An 18,599-nucleotide genomic window follows, 5' to 3' on the forward strand; every position below is an offset into this window, starting at 1 on the left:
GGGATTTTCAAATGAACTTTTTATTTTTTCTTGTTTTTTTGCATATTTTAGATTAAACTACAGATGGTATCTTTTCTCAATACCTGCTGATAAATTCAAAGGTGAAACTCTGGAACACGCGAGTCGTTGCGTTCGTTTCATTATTGCAGGATGGAGAATGAATATTTGTGTAAACAAATTTATTAAAGAGACGTCTAATCTGTGAAAAGAAGAAAAGAGAGGACAATCTCTTTGTAAACGTCTCGTATGGCAGCGAGCGAAAGGAGAAGGCCATGTATAACAATATGAAACGTAACCATTTGCTGTTGGCGTTTTTGCTGACGGGCTTGCTGAGTTTCAGCTGTTACACAACCTTTGGTACGCCGGGAATGCGTACCGAAAGTGATTACAGTGATTACTACTCACAAGACGAAACATCAGAGTACGGCGTGAATCAGTATCAGAACCAGGGTACACATGAAGAAGAGGTATTGTATCAGCAATACGATCACGATTTGTCCCTGTCCTATTATGACGCTCCGTTGTATATGGACTCTTATTGGTACGAGCCGTATTGGTATTACACCATGAACAATTGGTGGGATCCGTTTTATTCTTCCCACTATCATTTTGGTTATTATGATCCGTTCCGGTTGTCCTACTATCCGTATTTTTACGCACACCGGCCCTGGAATTCATTTTATTTCGGCTTTGGATATTCTTCCAATTACGGTTATTACGGAAGCGGATTTTACAATGACGGCTATTATTCTCCCTATTACGGGCACGGCTCATACGTCCGATCTGAACCTTACAAAAAGCGGACTGTCGCCCGGCGGAGTATTTACACATCAGACCGGCAGCAGCGTACGGTTATGACCAGCACCGGTCCGTCGGTCGTGACTTCCCGGTCCCGTGCCTATGACACATCTGGCAACAGGTCCCGGGACAATAGCGGATCTGTCTATTCATCGAGCCGGTCGCGAACTATATCAACCGGACCGCGTTCCGATGTGGTAACGATCCGAAAGCCGTCATCCAGCGATAATAACTCGTCACGAACCTATGTGCGGACGCGCAGCTCTAGCCGGACAAGGACATATACTCGAAGCCGTTCATCCGAGCCGAGATCGTCTGAAACCACAGTAAGATCAGTGGATAACAAGGTGCGTTCCAATCAGAACAGCGCTACACGTTCTCGTATATACCGGCGGTCGCGTTCGTCTTCGAGCCAGCCTTCGAGTGCCAGACGCTCATCATCGAGCAGCAGTAGCAGATCGCGCTCCTATTCAAGGCCGTCCAGCAGCAGTTCATCCCGGTCTCGATCCAGTTCGAGTTCAGGCTCAAGCTCGTCAAGAAGTTCGAGTTCCAGTCAAAGATCTTCGTCCAGCCGATCCCGGAGCCGTAATTGATATTTATCAGATTTGGAGAATTCCGATGAAAACCTTACGAATCGTATTTTTGTCTGTTTTGATAATCTTTCCTGTCAGCCGTGTCCGGGCTCAGCAGGATGTGTTTTTCTGGGGTCAGGAACTGGGCGTCGGCGCCCGGGCCATCGGTATGGGGGGCGCGTACACCAGTGTGGCGGATGACTATTCAGGTGTATACTGGAATCCGGCCGGTATTGGTCAAATGGACCGCAGTGAGTTTCATGTGGGACTGAACCGCAATACCATTGCGACAAAAACTGATTTTTTTGGTAATGAAACTTCAGCTGAGGACGGATTTACGCATCTGAATTCTCTGGGTCTGGTTTTCCCCTTTCCAACAGTTCAGGGAAGTTTTGTGATGGGGTTTGGCTTTCATCAGGCCCGCACGTTTGACAACCATGTGAACATGGAGGGGTACAATGAGAGTTGGGCTGCTTTCCCGGATTTTTTTGATATGGTCGCTCCGGATAATGAATTTACCACTGTGCTGGATAATGTACATCAGACCGAGTCTGTGACTGAAAAAGGCGGATTGAACAATTATTCGCTCGCTGCTTCCGTCGAATTTCAAAAAGAGTTGTATTTTGGAACAACGATTGGTCTGGTTCAGGGTACGAATGAGTATTCACTGCGTCTCGAAGAAAGCGATATTTATAATCTTCATAATGAAACTTTTGAGGATCAGGACGGCAATATTATCGTAGGCGACCTGGATTACTGGACGTATAATCAAAGTATCAATTCGAAATTTACGGGATTGGAAATCAAATTAGGGACACTGTATCGCCTGAACAAATTAGCCCGGATCGGAGCGGCGGTCACGCTGCCGAGAACGTTAAATATCACTGAAGAATGGAGTGATGAATGGGAAGAGGTTTATGACGATGGTACAACCTATACGACGCCGCCGGAAACATTTGAAAGTGAGTACAAAATCAAAGAACCTCTGGCCTTTTCTATGGGCGGATCGCTCGAACTGCCGTTTGTCGCCAAGTCCAAGCTGCTGCTGGCCGCCGATATGGAGTACCGGGACTGGTCCGAGGCTGAGTTTAAAACCGATGCTCCGCTGGAAGGTGTGACAAAAAGCGAGGTTAATAATACAATTCAGAATGATCTGGGCAGTGTCGTCAATTTGCGTTTGGGCGGTGAACTGTATGTGCCGTTTATCCAGGGAAAACTGCGCGGCGGCTATATGTACAACCCCTCACCTTATAAAGATGTCGCTGTAAAACCGGATAAAACCTATTATACTCTTGGGTTGAGCTTTTTGCTGGATCACCAGATCAAGTTGGACCTCGGATATGTCCGGGGTCTCTGGGAAGTGGAAACCTATGATGGTTTGACCAATACTGTTGCGTTTGAGGATAAATCTCTGGATCAAATTATAGGGACCTTGTCTGTAAGATTTTGACGCGTATAAATTCCGCAAACTCCTTTAATGTTCGTATAAACTACCCGCATGCAATAAATGATGCGGGTAGTTTATGATAATAAAAAAGAAATCTGTTCTTGATTTAGTGTCAAACTATGCCTATCTTTTCAATTGCCTGCCTTGCTCAATAGGAATAAATGATACAAGTGTTTTTGAATGAGTGGAGAATGTATGCAAAAAACTATCATTTTGATTTTGACGTTGTTGGTTATTCCTTCTCAACTGTTTGCTCAGCGAAGAGGGTCACGGGATATGGGAGGCGGTATTTCGTTTGTGGCGCCGTCTGATTCGGCCAAGACACAATTGTTTGTATTCGGCGTTATGGGATATTATATGGATCAAGGGCAGTTGATCGAGTTTGAACCGATACTTAATGTCGATTTTTCAGACGGAGAGATTGACCTGACCAGTTTTTTAATTCTCAGCTACTCTGTGCGTGTTTTAACCATGGCTATGGGTGGAGAATATGGCGAAATCAGGCGTCGTTCCGAGGGAGGGGATGAGGCGGGGGTGTATTTTTCCGCCGGAGGCGGTCTGTGGCTGGATTCATATAAAGACCAGCTGGACAGCAAGGTTTACAGTGCGCCTCTTTTATCACTGGGGGTTGGGACTCATTCTTTACTGGGATCAATGGCCTCGATGAGAACCCAAGTAAAATATTTATACAATTTCCCGACCGGTAAAGAGCACACAGCTCCGTGGAGTACAGTTCTGGTCACGACCAGTTTTAGTGTCTTTACCAAATTATAGGTGTTCAAAAAGGTCTTTGATCCCTTTTTATTGTGGAGCCGTTTTTTCTATAAATTAATCATCAAATCCATGTAATTTTTGAATAATCACAGGCGTTTTCTTGTTATATTTGGTACTCATTCTAATTTGCATTTCAAACGCTAAAAAGGGGTTCTATTGTGATAAAAGATCTAAAGTCTGGTGATAAAATAGACGACAAGTTTGTCGTGCGAAAGAAAGAATTGCGGTCCAGAAAAGATTCCAAAGTAAAATTTCTATCCATCGAACTGGGAGACTCTTCGGGGCGCATGTTCGGAACCTTGTGGGACAAGGTAGAACGAACCAATAATAAAATAAATGTCGGGGATGTGGTTCATGTAAAAGGTTCGGTAATCGACTGGAAAGGCAGGAAACATATAACCATTGAAAGCGTCGAACCGGACGAAAAAAAATCGGAAACCGAAAAGAGAAGTTTGTGCCCAAATCCGATAAAGATATCCCGCAGGTAACCCGGGATTTTCTGGCACTTGTTGATTTGATAAAGAATGAACATTTGAAAAAGCTGCTCGAGTCCATTTTTACAAATGAATCGGTTCTCGATTGTTTTCAGACCGCAGCGGCGGGAAAATTATGGCATCATAACTACAGCGGCGGTCTGCTTGAGCATTCGTACAAAGCGGCAAAAATTTGTCTAAAGCTGGCAAGACTGTATCCGGACTGGATCAGGATTTGCTTTTGACCGGAGCCATGCTGCATGATATCGGAAAAATGAAAGAATATGACTGCAAAGGATTTATAGATTACAGTGATGACGGCCGTTTAATCGGCCATATCATGCTGGGATACGGGTTTGTCAAATCCTATATTGACAAGATAGATGGTTTTCCGGAAACACTAAAACGTGAATTGCTGCATTTGCTGATATCGCATCAGGGAAAACGGGAAAAAGGGTCCCCGGTTGAGCCCATGATGCGGGAGGCCTTTGTGCTCTATTATGCAGATGAGTTGGATTCAAAGCTTGGCGCTTTTGACCGAATCTACAAACGTGAATATGAAAAAGGAAAATCCTGGAGCAGTTATGTCAAACTGCTCAACCGATTTCTGTATTTTGGGGATGATAAATAAGTTCTGCAGCTTTTTCTGCTTGACATTTAGTTGAAAAAAATTTATATTATGAAACTTTATTAGATAGTATTCCGGTGTAGCTCAACGGCAGAGCGGGTGACTGTTAATCACTAGGTTGTAGGTTCGAATCCTACCACCGGAGCCTGTAAAAGGCTGAATGCAACGCATTCAGCCTTTTTTTATGTGTTTTCCGATTTTTCTTCCCTTTTTCCTTTAAAAAGTGTATCATTAGCAAATTTAAAAGACAATGCTGATCGAGAGGTGTATCATGTATCGTATTCTGCTTGTAATTTTGATTGGTTTTGCCGGTTTTCTAAAGAGTGACGAACTTTACACGGTAGCGTTTGATTTTCAACCCATGATTTCCGGAGTAGAGCAGGTTTATCTGGCCGGCTCTTTTAATGACTGGAAATCCGGTGAGCTGTTAATGACGGATCCGGATCAGGATGGTATGTTCCAGACCCATATCACTCTGCCTCCCGGGAGGTATTTGTACAAGTTTGTGGTGGATGGAAAATGGCTGACAGATCCGAATGCACAGGATTATGAATCGGACGGACACGGCGGCCGCAATGCGGTAATTCTTGTGGACTCAAGTTTTGCCCGAGTGACTTTTGAACGGGGAGACGGCAGCATTCTGACAACAAATATTCCTCTTGACGTCAGTTACCGCATGATCCATCCGTTTTCACCGGATTCTTTTTATTTTCAAATCCCCGTACATCGCAAGGATATACAGAGCGCGGAACTCTATATAAGCAAAAAGGGCGAGCGGATGCAGTATACGCTGCGAAAAACCGGACATGATGAAAAATTTGAATACTGGGGGACGCACCTTTCGGTTCAGGCGCCTTTTTCTTTTACATTTTTATTGACAGACGCTGATGCGGAGGTCTATGCCACTAAAACCGGCTGGAATTCGGTTCCGGCAGCGGATTCCATGTGGCTGGATTGTGATTCGAATAAATTGCCCACGTTTTTTGTGCCGGACTGGGTGCAAAGCGGTGTGTTTTATCAGATTTTTCCGGAACGCTTTCGAAACGGAAATCCGGACAATGATCCTGATTTTACCGAGCCCTATTACCAGGGTCATACCGAACTGCCTGCTGATGGAAAGACGAATGATGAATATTACCATTTGATCAGAGACTGGTATGATATCGATGGATTGTCAAAGAGTCCGTATCGCACGGACGGCAGACCAGATTATTATTCGTTCTACGGCGGCGATATACCCGGTGTGCATGAAAAGCTGGATTATCTGGTCGATCTGGGTATCACCATCATTTATTTCAATCCGCTCAATGCCGGAAAATCGAATCACAAATATGATCCGGTTGATTATCTGACCATTGATCCGCATTTTGCCACAGAAAACGAGTTTATAGATTTTGTTAATGCGGCTCACAAGCACGGTATCCGGATTATTGTCGATATGGCTTTTAATCACACCGGCGATTGGCATTATGCGTTTGTGGATACGAGGGAAAAAGGGCCGGAATCCCGGTATTGGCACTGGTATGAGTGGAACAAGTGGCCCCTGCCGCCCGAGGGCTGTCCCACACCCTGTGACTATTACGATTGCTGGTGGGGGTTCCCGCTGCATCCAAATTTGAATTTTGATCTGAGCCGGCCCAATGATCAGGAAAATGATTTTTATGACATCTGTAAAGCGGAACCCAATCAAGAGGTTGTGAATTATATTCTAAATGTTGCCCGCTATTGGCTGGGTTCTCTCGGAATTGACGGATTTCGTCTGGATGTGCCCAATGAAGTCCCGTTCTGGTTTTGGAAAGAGTTCAGGGCTGTGGTGGATTCGGTGAATCCGGATGCGTTTCTCATCGGTGAAATCTGGGGGGATGCACTACCCTGGCTGGGGCAGGATTGTTTCCACGGCACTATGAATTACAAATATTTTCGCGAGCCGGTTCTTGATTTTTTTGCACGCCGAACAATCGATGCACAGATATTTGTTCGCAGACTGGCGCCTGCGCAATTTTCTTATCCGTTGCAGGCGCGAAGAGCCATGATGAATTTAATGGGAAGCCATGATACGAAACGCTTTATAACACTGGCTGATGATAATATCCGGCAGGTCAAACTGGCGGCATTGTTTCAGATGAGTTATGTGGGCGTGCCGCATATATACTATGGGGATGAAATCGGATTGCACGGCGGCGCTGATCCGGATAACCGTCGTACATTTCCCTGGAATTGGAAGAAAGATGACTGGCGACGTGGATTGTTCGAGTATTATCAGCAGTTGATCGAACTGCGCAGGAATCATGCTGCTCTGGTTACCGGCACCTATGAGCCGCTGTTTGCGCAGCGTGGACTGGTGGCATTTGCGCGCCGTTCTGATTCCGAGAGGTTTGTGATTGCCTTGAACAACTCGGCGGATTCCGACACTCTGCGTTTAAGCGAACGGGATATGGGAGCATCGCGTTTAAGCGATTTGTTGTCTGAAATTACCTATAAAGCGGTCGGAGATACGCTTGTGCTGCCGCTGCAGCCTTTTGAGGGGATGCTGTTAAAATAGCCGATGTTATCCCCGGGAATTCTTCCGGGGATAAAAAAAGACCGGAATTAGAGTTTTCCAGGCCAATTTTAAAAATTTTTCTTGACAATAATTATTAAAATGATTAGTATAAGGCTGTGGAAGGGCTTCCACTTTTTGGGACTGCAGATGGAAGCCCTTCCAAGCGTGCGAGAGTTTTTTTATTGATGAATGGAAGGGCTTCCATGGCCGGAGCCAGTGAAAAACCGACAATTTATAATGTTGCGACTAAAGCCGGGGTGGGGATCGGGACCGTGTCGCGGGCTCTGAATAACAGTCCCAATATATCTCCGGACACCAAAAAACGCGTCCTCAAGGCGATTGAAGAATTGCATTATCAACCGCATGCCATGGCCAGGGGATTGGCCCGACGCAAAAGCCATATGGCTGCTATTATGCTTCCGATGTTTACCGGCTATTTTTATATGGAACTCATGCAGGCGATTCAGGAACAGGCCTCGCGTCATGAATATGATCTGATCATGTACAGTATTGACAAACCTTCAAAATCTAAAGATTATCTCAAGCGCGTTCTTCAGGAAAACCGCGTTGACGGCATCATTATGATTTCGTTGAGAATGGATGATAAATATGTGCAGCGGTTTGTTGATTCTGAATTTCCTGTGGTGCTGGTTGACAGTTATAACAAAGATCTGGATTCGATTACAGTGAAAAATAAAGAGGGCGCCTATAAAGCCGCCTGCCATTTGATTCAACAGGGACATCGAAGGATTGGTATGATTGACGCCCAGCTGAAAAGCTTTCCCGCACAAATACGGCTGGATGGATTCAAGCAGGCTCTCGATGAATATGGTATTCCTTTTGAAAAAAATTATTTGGTAATCAGTGATTCGATTACTGAACGGGATGGGTTTAACCGGGAGGCTGGATATGATGCCATGCAGAATATTTTGTCATTGAAAGACCGCCCCACTGCCATTTTCGTCGCCAGTGATATCCAGGCCGCCGGAGCCCTGCAGGCCATTCGGGAGGTGGGACTCAAAGTGCCGGATGATATTGCTTTGATCGGATTTGATGATATCGAATTGGCAAAATATCTTGGCATTACTACGATGAAACAGCCCTTGTTTCAGATGGGAACACTGGCTTTTCAGAGGTTGATGGAAAAAATGGAAACGCCGTCTTTGCCGCTCTTGCATAAAAGCTACAACACTGAACTGGTGATCCGGCAAACATGTGGCGCGAAATAACGGGTTAATTTTTGGAGACACAATATGAAGTGTACTCGAATAGCGTGTTTGATTTGTGCTTTTGCTGTTGTTATGGTGGCAATTTTGCCTCTGCATGCTGCCACCACGGGCAAAATTACCGGAACGGTTACCGATTCCGAGACGGGGGAGCCGTTGGTCGGTGCCAATGTCATCGTGCAGAGAACGAGTCTTGGCGCAGCTGCTGACGCTGACGGGGATTATGTCATTTTGAATGTCTCCCCGGGTCAGTATACACTCGTTTTTCGTATGATGGGGTACACCCCGAAACAGGTGCAGGAGGTGAGAGTGTCCTCAGATTTGACCACCACTATTGACGTCGAATTGTCCCCCACTGTGTTACAGGCCGGCGAGGTGGTTTCTGTGGTTGCGGAGAAACCTCTGGTCACCCGCGATTTGACCGCATCTACTTCAATGGTGAACGCGGAAGAGTTTGATAAACTGCCCGTCACCGAAGTGGGTGAAGCCCTTGAACTGCAGGCCGGTCTGATCAAGGATGCCTCAGGGGCGCTGCATGTGCGCGGCGGACGCGCCGGTGAGGTCAGCTACTGGATTGACGGTGTGCCGGTCATGGATGTCTATGACCGCAATACCGTTGTTGATGTCAACAAGGATATGGTTCAGGAACTGCAGGTCATCAGCGGCGCGTTTAATGCCGAATACGGACAGGCCATGTCCGGAATCGTAAATATCACCACAAAAGAAGGATTTGACCGGTTCGGCGGTTCTGTTACCTCGTATATCGGCGATCACGTCAGCACCCATAAAGAAAAATTTCCGCACATTAGCAAAATCAATCCGTTTGCCATTCGTAACTTTGAGGGCAGTCTGTACGGACCGATTATTGATGAAAAACTATCCATATCCCTGAACGCACGCCATATTTATTTTGACGGTTGGCTGAGCGGGACCAATGTTTACAATCCCGGTGCAGTGACCGGCAATCTTGTTTTACCTCAGGATTTTATTGATGAATATTTGCCGGAATACTCTGAAAGCGGTTCTATGGTGGATTCTGTGAACCGGGGATTCCCTTATATCGTCGGCAGTAATGACTATATGGATAGTCTGGTTGTGATGAGTGAACTTGACAATCCGGATTCTGTGAGCTTTGCCGCCCATTATGACAGTCTGAAATCTCTGCATCCGAACGGCAAGGGCGACGGTGACCCGGTTCCCATGAACTGGAACCGAAAGCTTTACCTGCAGGGTAAAATCAATTATCGCTTCACGCCGTCCATGAAGCTGGATTACACCTACATTCTGGATGACGTCGAATACAATGATTATGACCGCAATTATTTTCTCAATCCCAAAGGCGATCTGGACCGGTTCCGGACCGGAGAAACCCATATCCTCAGGTGGACGCAAACGCTGAGTTCCCGGACCTTTTACAAGCTTTCCATGTCTTATTTTACCAAAGAATATAAACATTCAACGTATGAAAATCCGCACAGTCCGTTGTATGTGCACCCGGACCTGTCGGTTCAGGATCCATATAGTTTCAGAACCGCAGGGACGAATAACAATCGTCTCAGACGTCAGACCACGACAATGCTGGGCAAGATGGATCTGACCAGTCAGGTCACCAAACGGCATCAGATCAAAACCGGTCTGGAGTTCCGGCAGCATGATCTGACCTATAACAATATTACCCTTCGCCCTGTTGCTTCACAGACCAGTATGAATTTTTTGTGGGAAGGGCCGTATATCGACACCCGTATTTTGCCGGACACTACGATTTATGCCAGCAGCTATCGCCATAAACCAGTCGAGTTTTCGGCGTATATCCAGGACAAAATGGAATACAAAAGCATGATTGTGAATGCCGGCATCCGCTTTGATTATTTTGAGCCGGACGGCAGGATGCTGGCAGATGAAAGTGATCCCACGATCACCAATCCGATTCGCCCGGAAAATCGTTATCACGACTGGGGCACGGACGGCGAGCCGAACACGTTCGATCCGGATGGTTCGGAAAACAATGGGTTGCGGGATCCCGGTGAACCGGCGGTTACCTTATCCGAACGCCGTGAATACTGGTATGAAAATGCCACTCCCAAATTTCAGATCAGTCCGCGGCTGGGAGTTTCATTTCCCATTACCGCACGCGGCGTCATTCATTTTTCCTACGGGCATTTTTTTCAGATTCCGCGGTTTGAGCTGCTGTATCAAAACCCGGATTTTGAGCTGGATTCCGGCACCGGGAATATCGGTCTGATCGGAAATGCCGATCTTGAACCCGAACACACGGTGAGCGGAGAAATCGGCTTGCAGCAGCAGATCACCGACAATATATCACTGGATGTGACCGGATATTTCCGGGATGTACGAAATCTGGCCGGTACACGCGCAGCGGAGATCGAGATTTACGGCGGTTCCGCCACTTATAGCAAAATCATCAACAGTGATTTTGGATTTGTCAAGGGGCTGATTTTGGCATTAAACAAACGATTTGCCAATCACTTTGGCTTTTCTGTGGATTATACCCTGCAGGTGGCCAAGGGAACCAACTCGAATCCCGAACAAGCACGAAATGCATTGCTGGGCGGATCTCTTCCTGAAGTGCAGTTGACGCCGCTGGAATGGGATCAGCGCCACACGGTGAACATGTCCGCCACCTATGGGTATGACACCTGGGGTGTGAGTGTCATTGGTCAGCTGGGAAGCGGATTGCCTTATACACCGCGGGCCAGTCAGGATATTACCACATTATTGACCAACAGTCAGAAAAAGCCTATGACCTATAATCTGGATCTGCGGGCGTTTAAAGATTTTTCCGTGGGTCCGGGAAATTTGAATGTATTCTTGCGGATTCTCAACCTATTGGATGTTATGAATGCTGTCTATGTGTATGATGATACCGGAAAACCCGGATTCACCCGGGACGAGGATATTGCCGCTGCCACCAATCCGCCTGAAACTGTCAATTCACTGGACCGGTGGTTCACCAATTCAACGCATTTTTCAGAGCCTCGTCGTATTGAATTAGGTTTTACTTACAGTTTCTAATTCTCCTGAAACAGGAATAGAGAGAAACAGGAGCTTGACAATGAAAAGATCAGTTTTAACATTATTTGTACTTTTATTAACCGTTAATATTGTTCGGGCACAAAGCGGCCAGGAGTTCAGACGCTCTTCCATTATGCGCGGAAATCTGGTAAAATGCGTGTTTGGAAACTGGGGTGTTCTTGGACAACCGGCGACCAAGGGGGCGCGCGGTGCCTGGATTTATGAAAATAACGGATACATCGGTGATGTCAGTCCCATGGTGGGCGCTGAAATTACCGTGGACGGTAAAACATTTCATTCCGTTGAAATCTGTCCGGCCGCCAGGCCTTCCCTGGACGCAGAAGTTTCTCCTTCCAACAAGCCCTGGGGATTTGAACCCAAGGCCGGGTATTTCAATGAATCTCAGCAGGGCGTTGCGCTTTACAGTGATCCGGCATCCTGGCCAGCGTTCTGGCCGGATAAAATGGATGATCCGGAAGATCCGGGCTGGTCCGGCTCCTGGAATGGATTCGCCGGCAAGACCACCACGGCATCCGAGGAAACCTATTTTGTGATGGATGACAATAACGACGAAGAATTTAACTTTGCCGATAATAATGTTCATAATGTGGCGTTCAAACCGGATTCCACCAATCCGAGCCGCAATGGATTGGGACTGGAAGTCCGGGTTCGGGGGATGCAGTGGTCCGATTTTCTGGCCCAGGACTGTATTTTCTGGCTGTATGAAATCACCAATACCAGTAAAACCGATTACGACAAGGCTGTTTTTGCCATGCTGGTCGGCACCTATGTGGGCGTGACCTCTACTGAAGATTTTGGCGAATACAATGATGATTATTCTTTTTTCGATGTGGAGAGGGATTTGACGTATACGGCTGATTTTGATAATAGCGCCAAGCGCAATCCCAATTGGACCGGTGATGTGGGTGTGGTCGGTTATGCTTTTCTGGAAAGTCCGGGCAACCCGTATGACGGCATTGATAATGACGGTGATGCGGCCGATAATCCGTTGGTCCCGGTTACAGCGCCTTTGTTTGGCCCCGAAGATTTTGAACCGAGAGTGATTGAGGCAGGCGACCCTATTGTGCTTATTGATAAAGACTATAACCGCACGGTCATCACCGTTGGCAGTGAAACACAAACCGTGATGACCCGCGGCGATACCATTGTCATTGAACCCGGGGTCACCGAGCTGGCCGAGGGCAATGAAATCCTGGTTGACGGGCGAAATGTGATCAATCCGAACGTTTATGACGGTATTGATAATGATCTGGACGGGTTGATCGATGAAAATTATTACCTGCATTATCGACAAATTCGCAAAGACGGGCAAGGTAATGTTCTTATTGACAAGCTGGCGCCGGTGCACCACGTGGATTATATCAATGGCGTGGGGCTGGACGATCTAATGATTGATGAACGCCGCGACGATGGCATTGACAATGACGGTGACTGGAATTCAGAGTTTGATGACGTCGGCGCGGACGGTATACCCAATACCGGAGACCGCGGCGAAGGAGACGGCATTCCGACGTTGGGCGAACCCAATTTCGACAAGACCGATGTTGAGGAATCCGATCAGATCGGATTGACCAGTTTTGAATATTTTACACCGGCCGGAGATATTAATCTTGCGGATGATGAAAGCCTCTGGGAACGTCTGCGTCCCGGTTATTTTGAGGTGCCTTCCTCAATCGTTAATAACAAACCGGAACGCGGTGAGGATGGTGATTTTCTCTACTCGTCCGGCTATTTTCCGCTGCGCGCCGGCGAAACCAAATATTTTTCACTGGCCCTGGTCTACGGCGAGGGCGGTGGTCCGGAAGTCGATATTGACGATTTATTAAAAAACCGCGAAACCGTGCAGAAAATTTACAACAGCGATTACAATTTCCCGCCGCCGCCGGAAACACCGACGTTGACCGCGGTTCCGGGTGACGGCAAGGTAACCCTGTACTGGGACCGGATTGCTGAAAAGTCGTTTGACCCGGTGTTAAAGACTTTTGATTTTGAAGGCTATAAAATCTACAAAGCCACAGATCATAATTTTAATGAAGTTTTCACCATCACGGACATGACCGGTACGCCGTCATTTTACGAGCCTCTGGCGCAGTTTGATCTCAAAAACGGTATCAAAGGATTTTTTCACCCGAGTTTTGAGTTGCTGCAGAACACCAGCGGGTCGTCCTTTGATCTTGGCAATGATACCGGACTGCAGCACAGCTATACAGATTACGATGTGGAAAACGGGCAACGGTATTTTTATGCGGTTGTTGCCTATGATCACGGAGACACGGACATTGATATTTTCCCCAAGGAAAACAGCAAACGGATCGACATTGCGCCCTCGGGCGAGGTTAGAACGTTTCAAAACACCGCAGTGGTGACGCCGAATGCTCAGGCCGCCGGTTATGAAGCGCCGGATGACAATCAGCTGTTGAGCGCCGAAACCGTGGGTACGGGCAGTGTCTCTTTTGAAGTGGTCGACGATCAGGCGCTAAAAGGTCACACCTATGAGGTCAGTTTTCTGGATACCGGAAATGACGGTCTGGACAATGATGGCGACTGGGATGTGCTAAAGCACGATGTGGGCTCTGACGGCGTGGCCGGTACAGATGACCCGGATGGCACGGAACAAAACGGCTTGCCGGACCCGGGAGAACCCAATGTCGATCAGAATGACCCGGATGAGTATTTTGTTCCCAAGACGCGTTTTTATCACGTCAAGGATAACAGCGGAGTGGAAACCACATTCCAGGCGCGTGATACGCTGTGGGTATCACTTGCGTATCAGAATATTATTCCGTCGTCCGTCGTTCTGCGTGATGAGGACGGAAAAGAGGTCTCGAAAGACTTGTGGGAGCTGAACGCAACCAGCGGACGAATCCGGGGTGTGACGTCGGGTGATTTAAAATACGGTAAACAATACACGCTGTTTTTTCAGTATTATCCGGTTTACCGCAGTCCTTATATGCAGAACAGTCCCTGGGTGAATGAAACTAAAGATACGGATGTCTTTGACGGCGTTCAGTTAGAATTTAACAATCATTGGCAAATTGTACTGGATACCACACGCACCTATTGGACAAACCGGAAAAAGGCCTATAATTTCAGTATTGAGATTATCAATACGAATATCGGATCAGAACAACTCATCGGTTATCGTCATCCGAGCAATTATCAAATAGAGTTTTATGACTCGATTGTTGATTCCTCCGCAGATTTGCCCGAGTATTTCGTAACCCCGATTCCGGTCAACTTTCGCATCCGTAACACAACCGACGATCGATATATCGACTTTGTTTTCAACGATACGGATCGCAGTGGCGGTCTGTCCCGTTTCGATGAATTGATCTTTTTAGAGGCCGGTCATAATGATTCACTTTTGTTCACCTGGGATATGTATTTCACCAGTACCAAAGACACGGTCTATACCTATGACAGTTCTGATACTCTTTTTGTCCGGTTTAAGAAACCCTTTCGGGCCTCTGATTCATTTGAATTTACAACCAAAGAACCGAAAATCGTGCAAAGCGAGGCAAAAACCGAGATGGACAATATCAAGGCTGTGCCCAATCCCTATGTGGTGGCTACCACCCAGGAACCGCCGCTTCCCCCGGCCATCACCAGCGGCAGAGGCACGCGAAAAATCGATTTTATCCATCTGCCGGTTGATGCTCAGATTCATATCTTTACCAGTCGTGGTGATCATGTGGTCACGCTGCAGCATGACGGCAGTATCTATTCCGGTACGTTGTCCTGGAATTTAAAGACCAAAGAAAATCTGGATGTGGCGCCCGGTGTGTATTTTTATGTCGTGGAATCCAATATAGGCGTCAAACGAGGAAAATTGGCAATCATTAAATAGAATGGATCGGAGTATATCTATGAAACGGTCGTCCTTTATAACATTATTAGTGATATGGATTTCGACCTTGATTGCAGCCAGTCATGTGCAAGCGCAATCCAAAGTTGGAACCAGCGCTGTTCCGTTTTTGGGAATGAGTGTTTCCGCCCGGGCTACTGCCATGGGGACAGCGTTTGTGGGTGTTGCTGATGATGCCACCAGCTTGTACTATAATCCCGGCGGAATCGTGAATTCCGGTCCTGTTTCTCTGGCAGCCAGCTATACGGACTGGATACTGGACACTCAGTTTAACTGGGTCGGTTTTATCTATAATGTAGACGGAAGCAATGCTCTGGGATTGAGTGTGACTTATCTGAATTACGGTGAAGAGCCAGTTACGACGGTTACGTCTCCCGAAGGTACAGGAGAAATGTGGAGTGCTGGCGATTTGGCGCTGAGCCTCTCTTATGCCCGCACTCTGACTGATAAATTCTCGATTGGAGGCTCTGCAAAGTATATTCAGAGCACCATCTGGAATGAAACAGCCACATCCTTTGCATTTGATGTGGGACTGCTGTTTACCACACCGTTTGACGGCATGAAACTGGGTATGAGCATTTCCAATTTTGGAACGGAAATGCAATACAGCGGACAGGATTTGATCAATCAGATCGATCTGGATCCTGACAAGCTGGGACATAATGAATCCATTGTTGCGAATTTAAAAACACAAACCTGGCCATTGCCTCTGTTTTTCCGGGTTGGTCTTTCAAAAACTATCTTTGAAACCTCTGAATATTCCTGGCTGCTTGCAATTGATGCCCTGCGTCCGAGTGACAATCAGGAGCAGGTCAATATCGGCAATGAAATCGGGATTTATGACCGCTTTTTTGTGCGCGCCGGCTATCAATCCCTGTTTGAAAAAGATCGTGAAGAAGGGCTGACCGCCGGTTTTGGTCTTTCCTGGCCCATGGCCAACGGCATGACCTGGAATCTTGATTATACTTATGCCACGTACGGCATTCTCGAAAAAAATATACACATGTTTGCATTGGGATTTGAACTATGACGATATATAGATTAAAAATCCATTTTACTAACCAATCAAGGAGGAAAAAATGAGAAACAAGCTAATGTTGACAGTTGTGGTTCTGCTGACAGTGACCGGACTGGTCGCTGCCCAGGATATGGTCACGGTGACGTTTTACGCCAATACCGCAACTGTCCCGGACACACTCAGATCCAATTCTATCGTTCAGGTTCGCGGGTCCGTGGCTCCATTAACATGGGGTGGAGACTCGCCTGTTATTCTTGAAAACGTGGAAGGCGATTACTGGATGGGAAGTTTTGAATTTCCCGCAGACACCACCGTTAATTTCAAATTCTATACCAACTCGATGCATGATTCCATTTATGCCGGAGCCGGCTGGGAACATGAAGGCTGGGAAGCCAATATCGGCGCCGGAGACCGTGTGCTGGAAACATCCGACTCTGATACGACCCTGCCGCTTCAGTTTGTAAACGGCCTGGAAAATGGATTGGATCAGTATTTCCGTCCTTTTGAGAGCAATGATTCCACGTTTGTGGTTTGGATTCGTGTGAATATGCAGGGATGGGAAGATTTCAATCCGGAGAACCATGTCGTGGGTATCCGCGGTTCCAATAATGATGACTGGGGCCAGACCGGAGAACTCGGCTGGGGAACAACCTATCCGCTGGAAGTTGAAGCCAATCATGCCAACGGCGGATCAATTCAGTACAACGGCGCCAATTTCTACAGCGCCCCGGTTCATGTGCCGAATCAATACGCGGATAATGGCATTGAGTTCAAGGTTGTTGTCCATAATGCGGGAAATCCCCTGGATGAGGACTGGGGCAACCTGGTTGCTGAAGAAGCAAACAATCGTCCCATTACCTTTACCGGAAGCGGAAATGATACCACAAATCACTGGTTCTGGTTTATGGATATGCAGCCCATTCCCACGGATCATGAGGATCAGGTGATTGTGGAATTCCGTGCGGACATGTCGGAAGCTTTGACGACAAAAGGCTTTTCTTTGGGTGACACCCTTGAAGTGAGAGCCGGTTATGCAGGTTCCGCCAATGAGACCGTCACCAAACAGATGCAGCGCCAGGGATTTTCCAATGTCTATGCTGCTGTGGAAACGTTGACCACAACAATTGGTAAAGATCTCTACTACCAGTTTTACAAAGTAGAGGATAATACCGATTATCGTGAGATTTTCTATAATTTCTACTATGAAGGAGATGATGTCAATCTGGCCGAACGCCGTGCCGTAGTGGTATCCGGTGAGGAAATGACCGTTGAAGACATAGAAGAAAGCAATGTCTCAATGCGGCGTATGCCGGTCTTCCGCAACACAGATGTGCTCGCTCAGGATGTGATGGTGACCTATACCTGTGATCTGCGTCCGGCGTTTTACACCGTTCTTTCCGGCAAGGTGCTCAATGACATTCAGGGTAATCTTGATATCTCCGATCCCGACAGTGTCATGGCCAAAGGCGTGGCGATGAACGGACCGGCTACCGGCAGCTGGAGCAACGATGTGGGCGCCGATTGGGGACCGCACCTGATGACGCTGGACAATAAACGCATGTGGGATGATGGCACACACGGCGATGCAGTGGCCGGTGACAGCATCTATACCATTCAATTCCAGTATTTCAAAGACAGCTCCGATGTGGTCGGACAGGAATTCAAATTCGGCGTCGGCGGCGGCGACAATGAAGGCGGCGAAGGCGGCTATGGAAACAATCATGTTGAAAACATAGATGATACCCAGTCCGAATTCACGATTGACGCGCAATTCGGCAGTATCAATCCTGCTTTTTATGATGCATGGGATTTTGATGCTCGCGAACCGCTGATCTCCGGTGTTGAGGAAAAAGGCCAGACTCCATTGCAGTTTGCCTTGATGAACAATTATCCGAATCCGTTCAATCCGGTTACAACCATCGAATACAGCCTTTCCAACACAGAAAAGGTTGAATTGAGTGTATACAATGTGATCGGTGAAAAAGTGGCCGAACTGGTTAATCAGGAACAAAGTGCCGGTGAATATTCCATACAGTGGGATGGTACGGATCAGATGGGCAACAAGGTAAGTACCGGTGTGTATATTTATCAGATCCGCGCCGGAAGCTTTACATCAACTCAGAAAATGGTTTTGGTTAAATAAACTATTTTCAATCTTGCTTGAAAAGGGGAGAGTTTCTCTCCCCTTTTTTTACAAAAGGG

At 47.0% G+C, this 18,599-nt stretch carries 12 protein-coding genes and 1 tRNA gene; all 13 read left to right on the forward strand.

Annotated elements, in window-relative coordinates; translation table 11 throughout:
• Window positions 1-272 precede the first annotated feature (272 nt).
• The 13 genes from U5R06_24080 (at window position 273) to U5R06_24140 (ending at window position 18,540) form a co-directional block, all read left to right on the forward strand.
• On the forward strand, window positions 273-1,391 hold the full coding sequence (locus U5R06_24080; protein MDZ7725818.1) for a hypothetical protein: 1,119 nt from the start codon (window positions 273-275) through the stop codon (window positions 1,389-1,391).
• Window positions 1,392-1,416: 25 nt separating this feature from the next.
• Entirely contained in the window at window positions 1,417-2,820 is a 1,404-nt protein-coding gene (locus U5R06_24085; protein ID MDZ7725819.1) for a hypothetical protein, read from the forward strand.
• Window positions 2,821-3,012: 192 nt separating this feature from the next.
• A complete protein-coding gene (locus U5R06_24090; GenBank protein ID MDZ7725820.1) occupies window positions 3,013-3,591 on the forward strand; it encodes a hypothetical protein in 579 nt (192 codons plus the stop codon).
• 158 nt (window positions 3,592-3,749) lie between these two features.
• Entirely contained in the window at window positions 3,750-4,079 is a 330-nt protein-coding gene (locus U5R06_24095) for an OB-fold nucleic acid binding domain-containing protein (GenBank protein MDZ7725821.1), read from the forward strand.
• Window positions 4,046-4,309 (forward strand): hypothetical protein, encoded by a 264-nt coding sequence (locus U5R06_24100; protein ID MDZ7725822.1) that lies wholly within the window; start codon window positions 4,046-4,048, stop codon window positions 4,307-4,309. The genes U5R06_24095 and U5R06_24100 overlap by 34 nt, the downstream gene beginning before the upstream one ends.
• The gene (locus U5R06_24105) at window positions 4,258-4,695 is read left to right on the forward strand and encodes an HD domain-containing protein (GenBank protein MDZ7725823.1); all 438 of its coding nucleotides are present in this window, start codon (window positions 4,258-4,260) and stop codon (window positions 4,693-4,695) included. Before U5R06_24100 ends, U5R06_24105 begins: the two co-directional genes overlap by 52 nt.
• Window positions 4,696-4,765: 70 nt before the next feature.
• Window positions 4,766-4,837 (forward strand) — tRNA-Asn (locus tag U5R06_24110).
• Window positions 4,838-4,963: 126 nt separating this feature from the next.
• Window positions 4,964-7,234, forward strand: a complete 2,271-nt coding sequence (locus tag U5R06_24115) for an alpha-amylase family glycosyl hydrolase (protein ID MDZ7725824.1) — start codon at window positions 4,964-4,966, stop codon at window positions 7,232-7,234.
• A 203-nt stretch (window positions 7,235-7,437) separates the two neighbouring features.
• Window positions 7,438-8,463, forward strand: coding sequence for a LacI family DNA-binding transcriptional regulator (locus tag U5R06_24120; GenBank protein MDZ7725825.1), 1,026 nt, complete (start codon window positions 7,438-7,440; stop codon window positions 8,461-8,463).
• A gap of 84 nt (window positions 8,464-8,547) precedes the next feature.
• Window positions 8,548-11,493: a TonB-dependent receptor gene (locus U5R06_24125; GenBank protein MDZ7725826.1), complete on the forward strand. Its 2,946-nt coding sequence runs from the start codon at window positions 8,548-8,550 to the stop codon at window positions 11,491-11,493.
• 40 nt (window positions 11,494-11,533) lie between these two features.
• Complete coding sequence (locus tag U5R06_24130) at window positions 11,534-15,361, forward strand: hypothetical protein (protein ID MDZ7725827.1); 3,828 nt, start codon at window positions 11,534-11,536, stop codon at window positions 15,359-15,361.
• A 19-nt stretch (window positions 15,362-15,380) separates the two neighbouring features.
• Entirely contained in the window at window positions 15,381-16,409 is a 1,029-nt protein-coding gene (locus U5R06_24135) for a PorV/PorQ family protein (GenBank protein ID MDZ7725828.1), read from the forward strand.
• A gap of 49 nt (window positions 16,410-16,458) precedes the next feature.
• Window positions 16,459-18,540 carry a T9SS type A sorting domain-containing protein gene (locus U5R06_24140; GenBank protein ID MDZ7725829.1) on the forward strand — a complete coding sequence of 694 codons (2,082 nt, stop codon included), beginning with the start codon at window positions 16,459-16,461 and terminating at the stop codon, window positions 18,538-18,540.
• Window positions 18,541-18,599 lie beyond the last annotated feature (59 nt).

This window comes from candidate division KSB1 bacterium, assembly GCA_034521575.1.
Classification (GTDB): domain Bacteria; phylum Zhuqueibacterota; class Zhuqueibacteria; order Residuimicrobiales; family Krinioviventaceae; genus JAXHMJ01.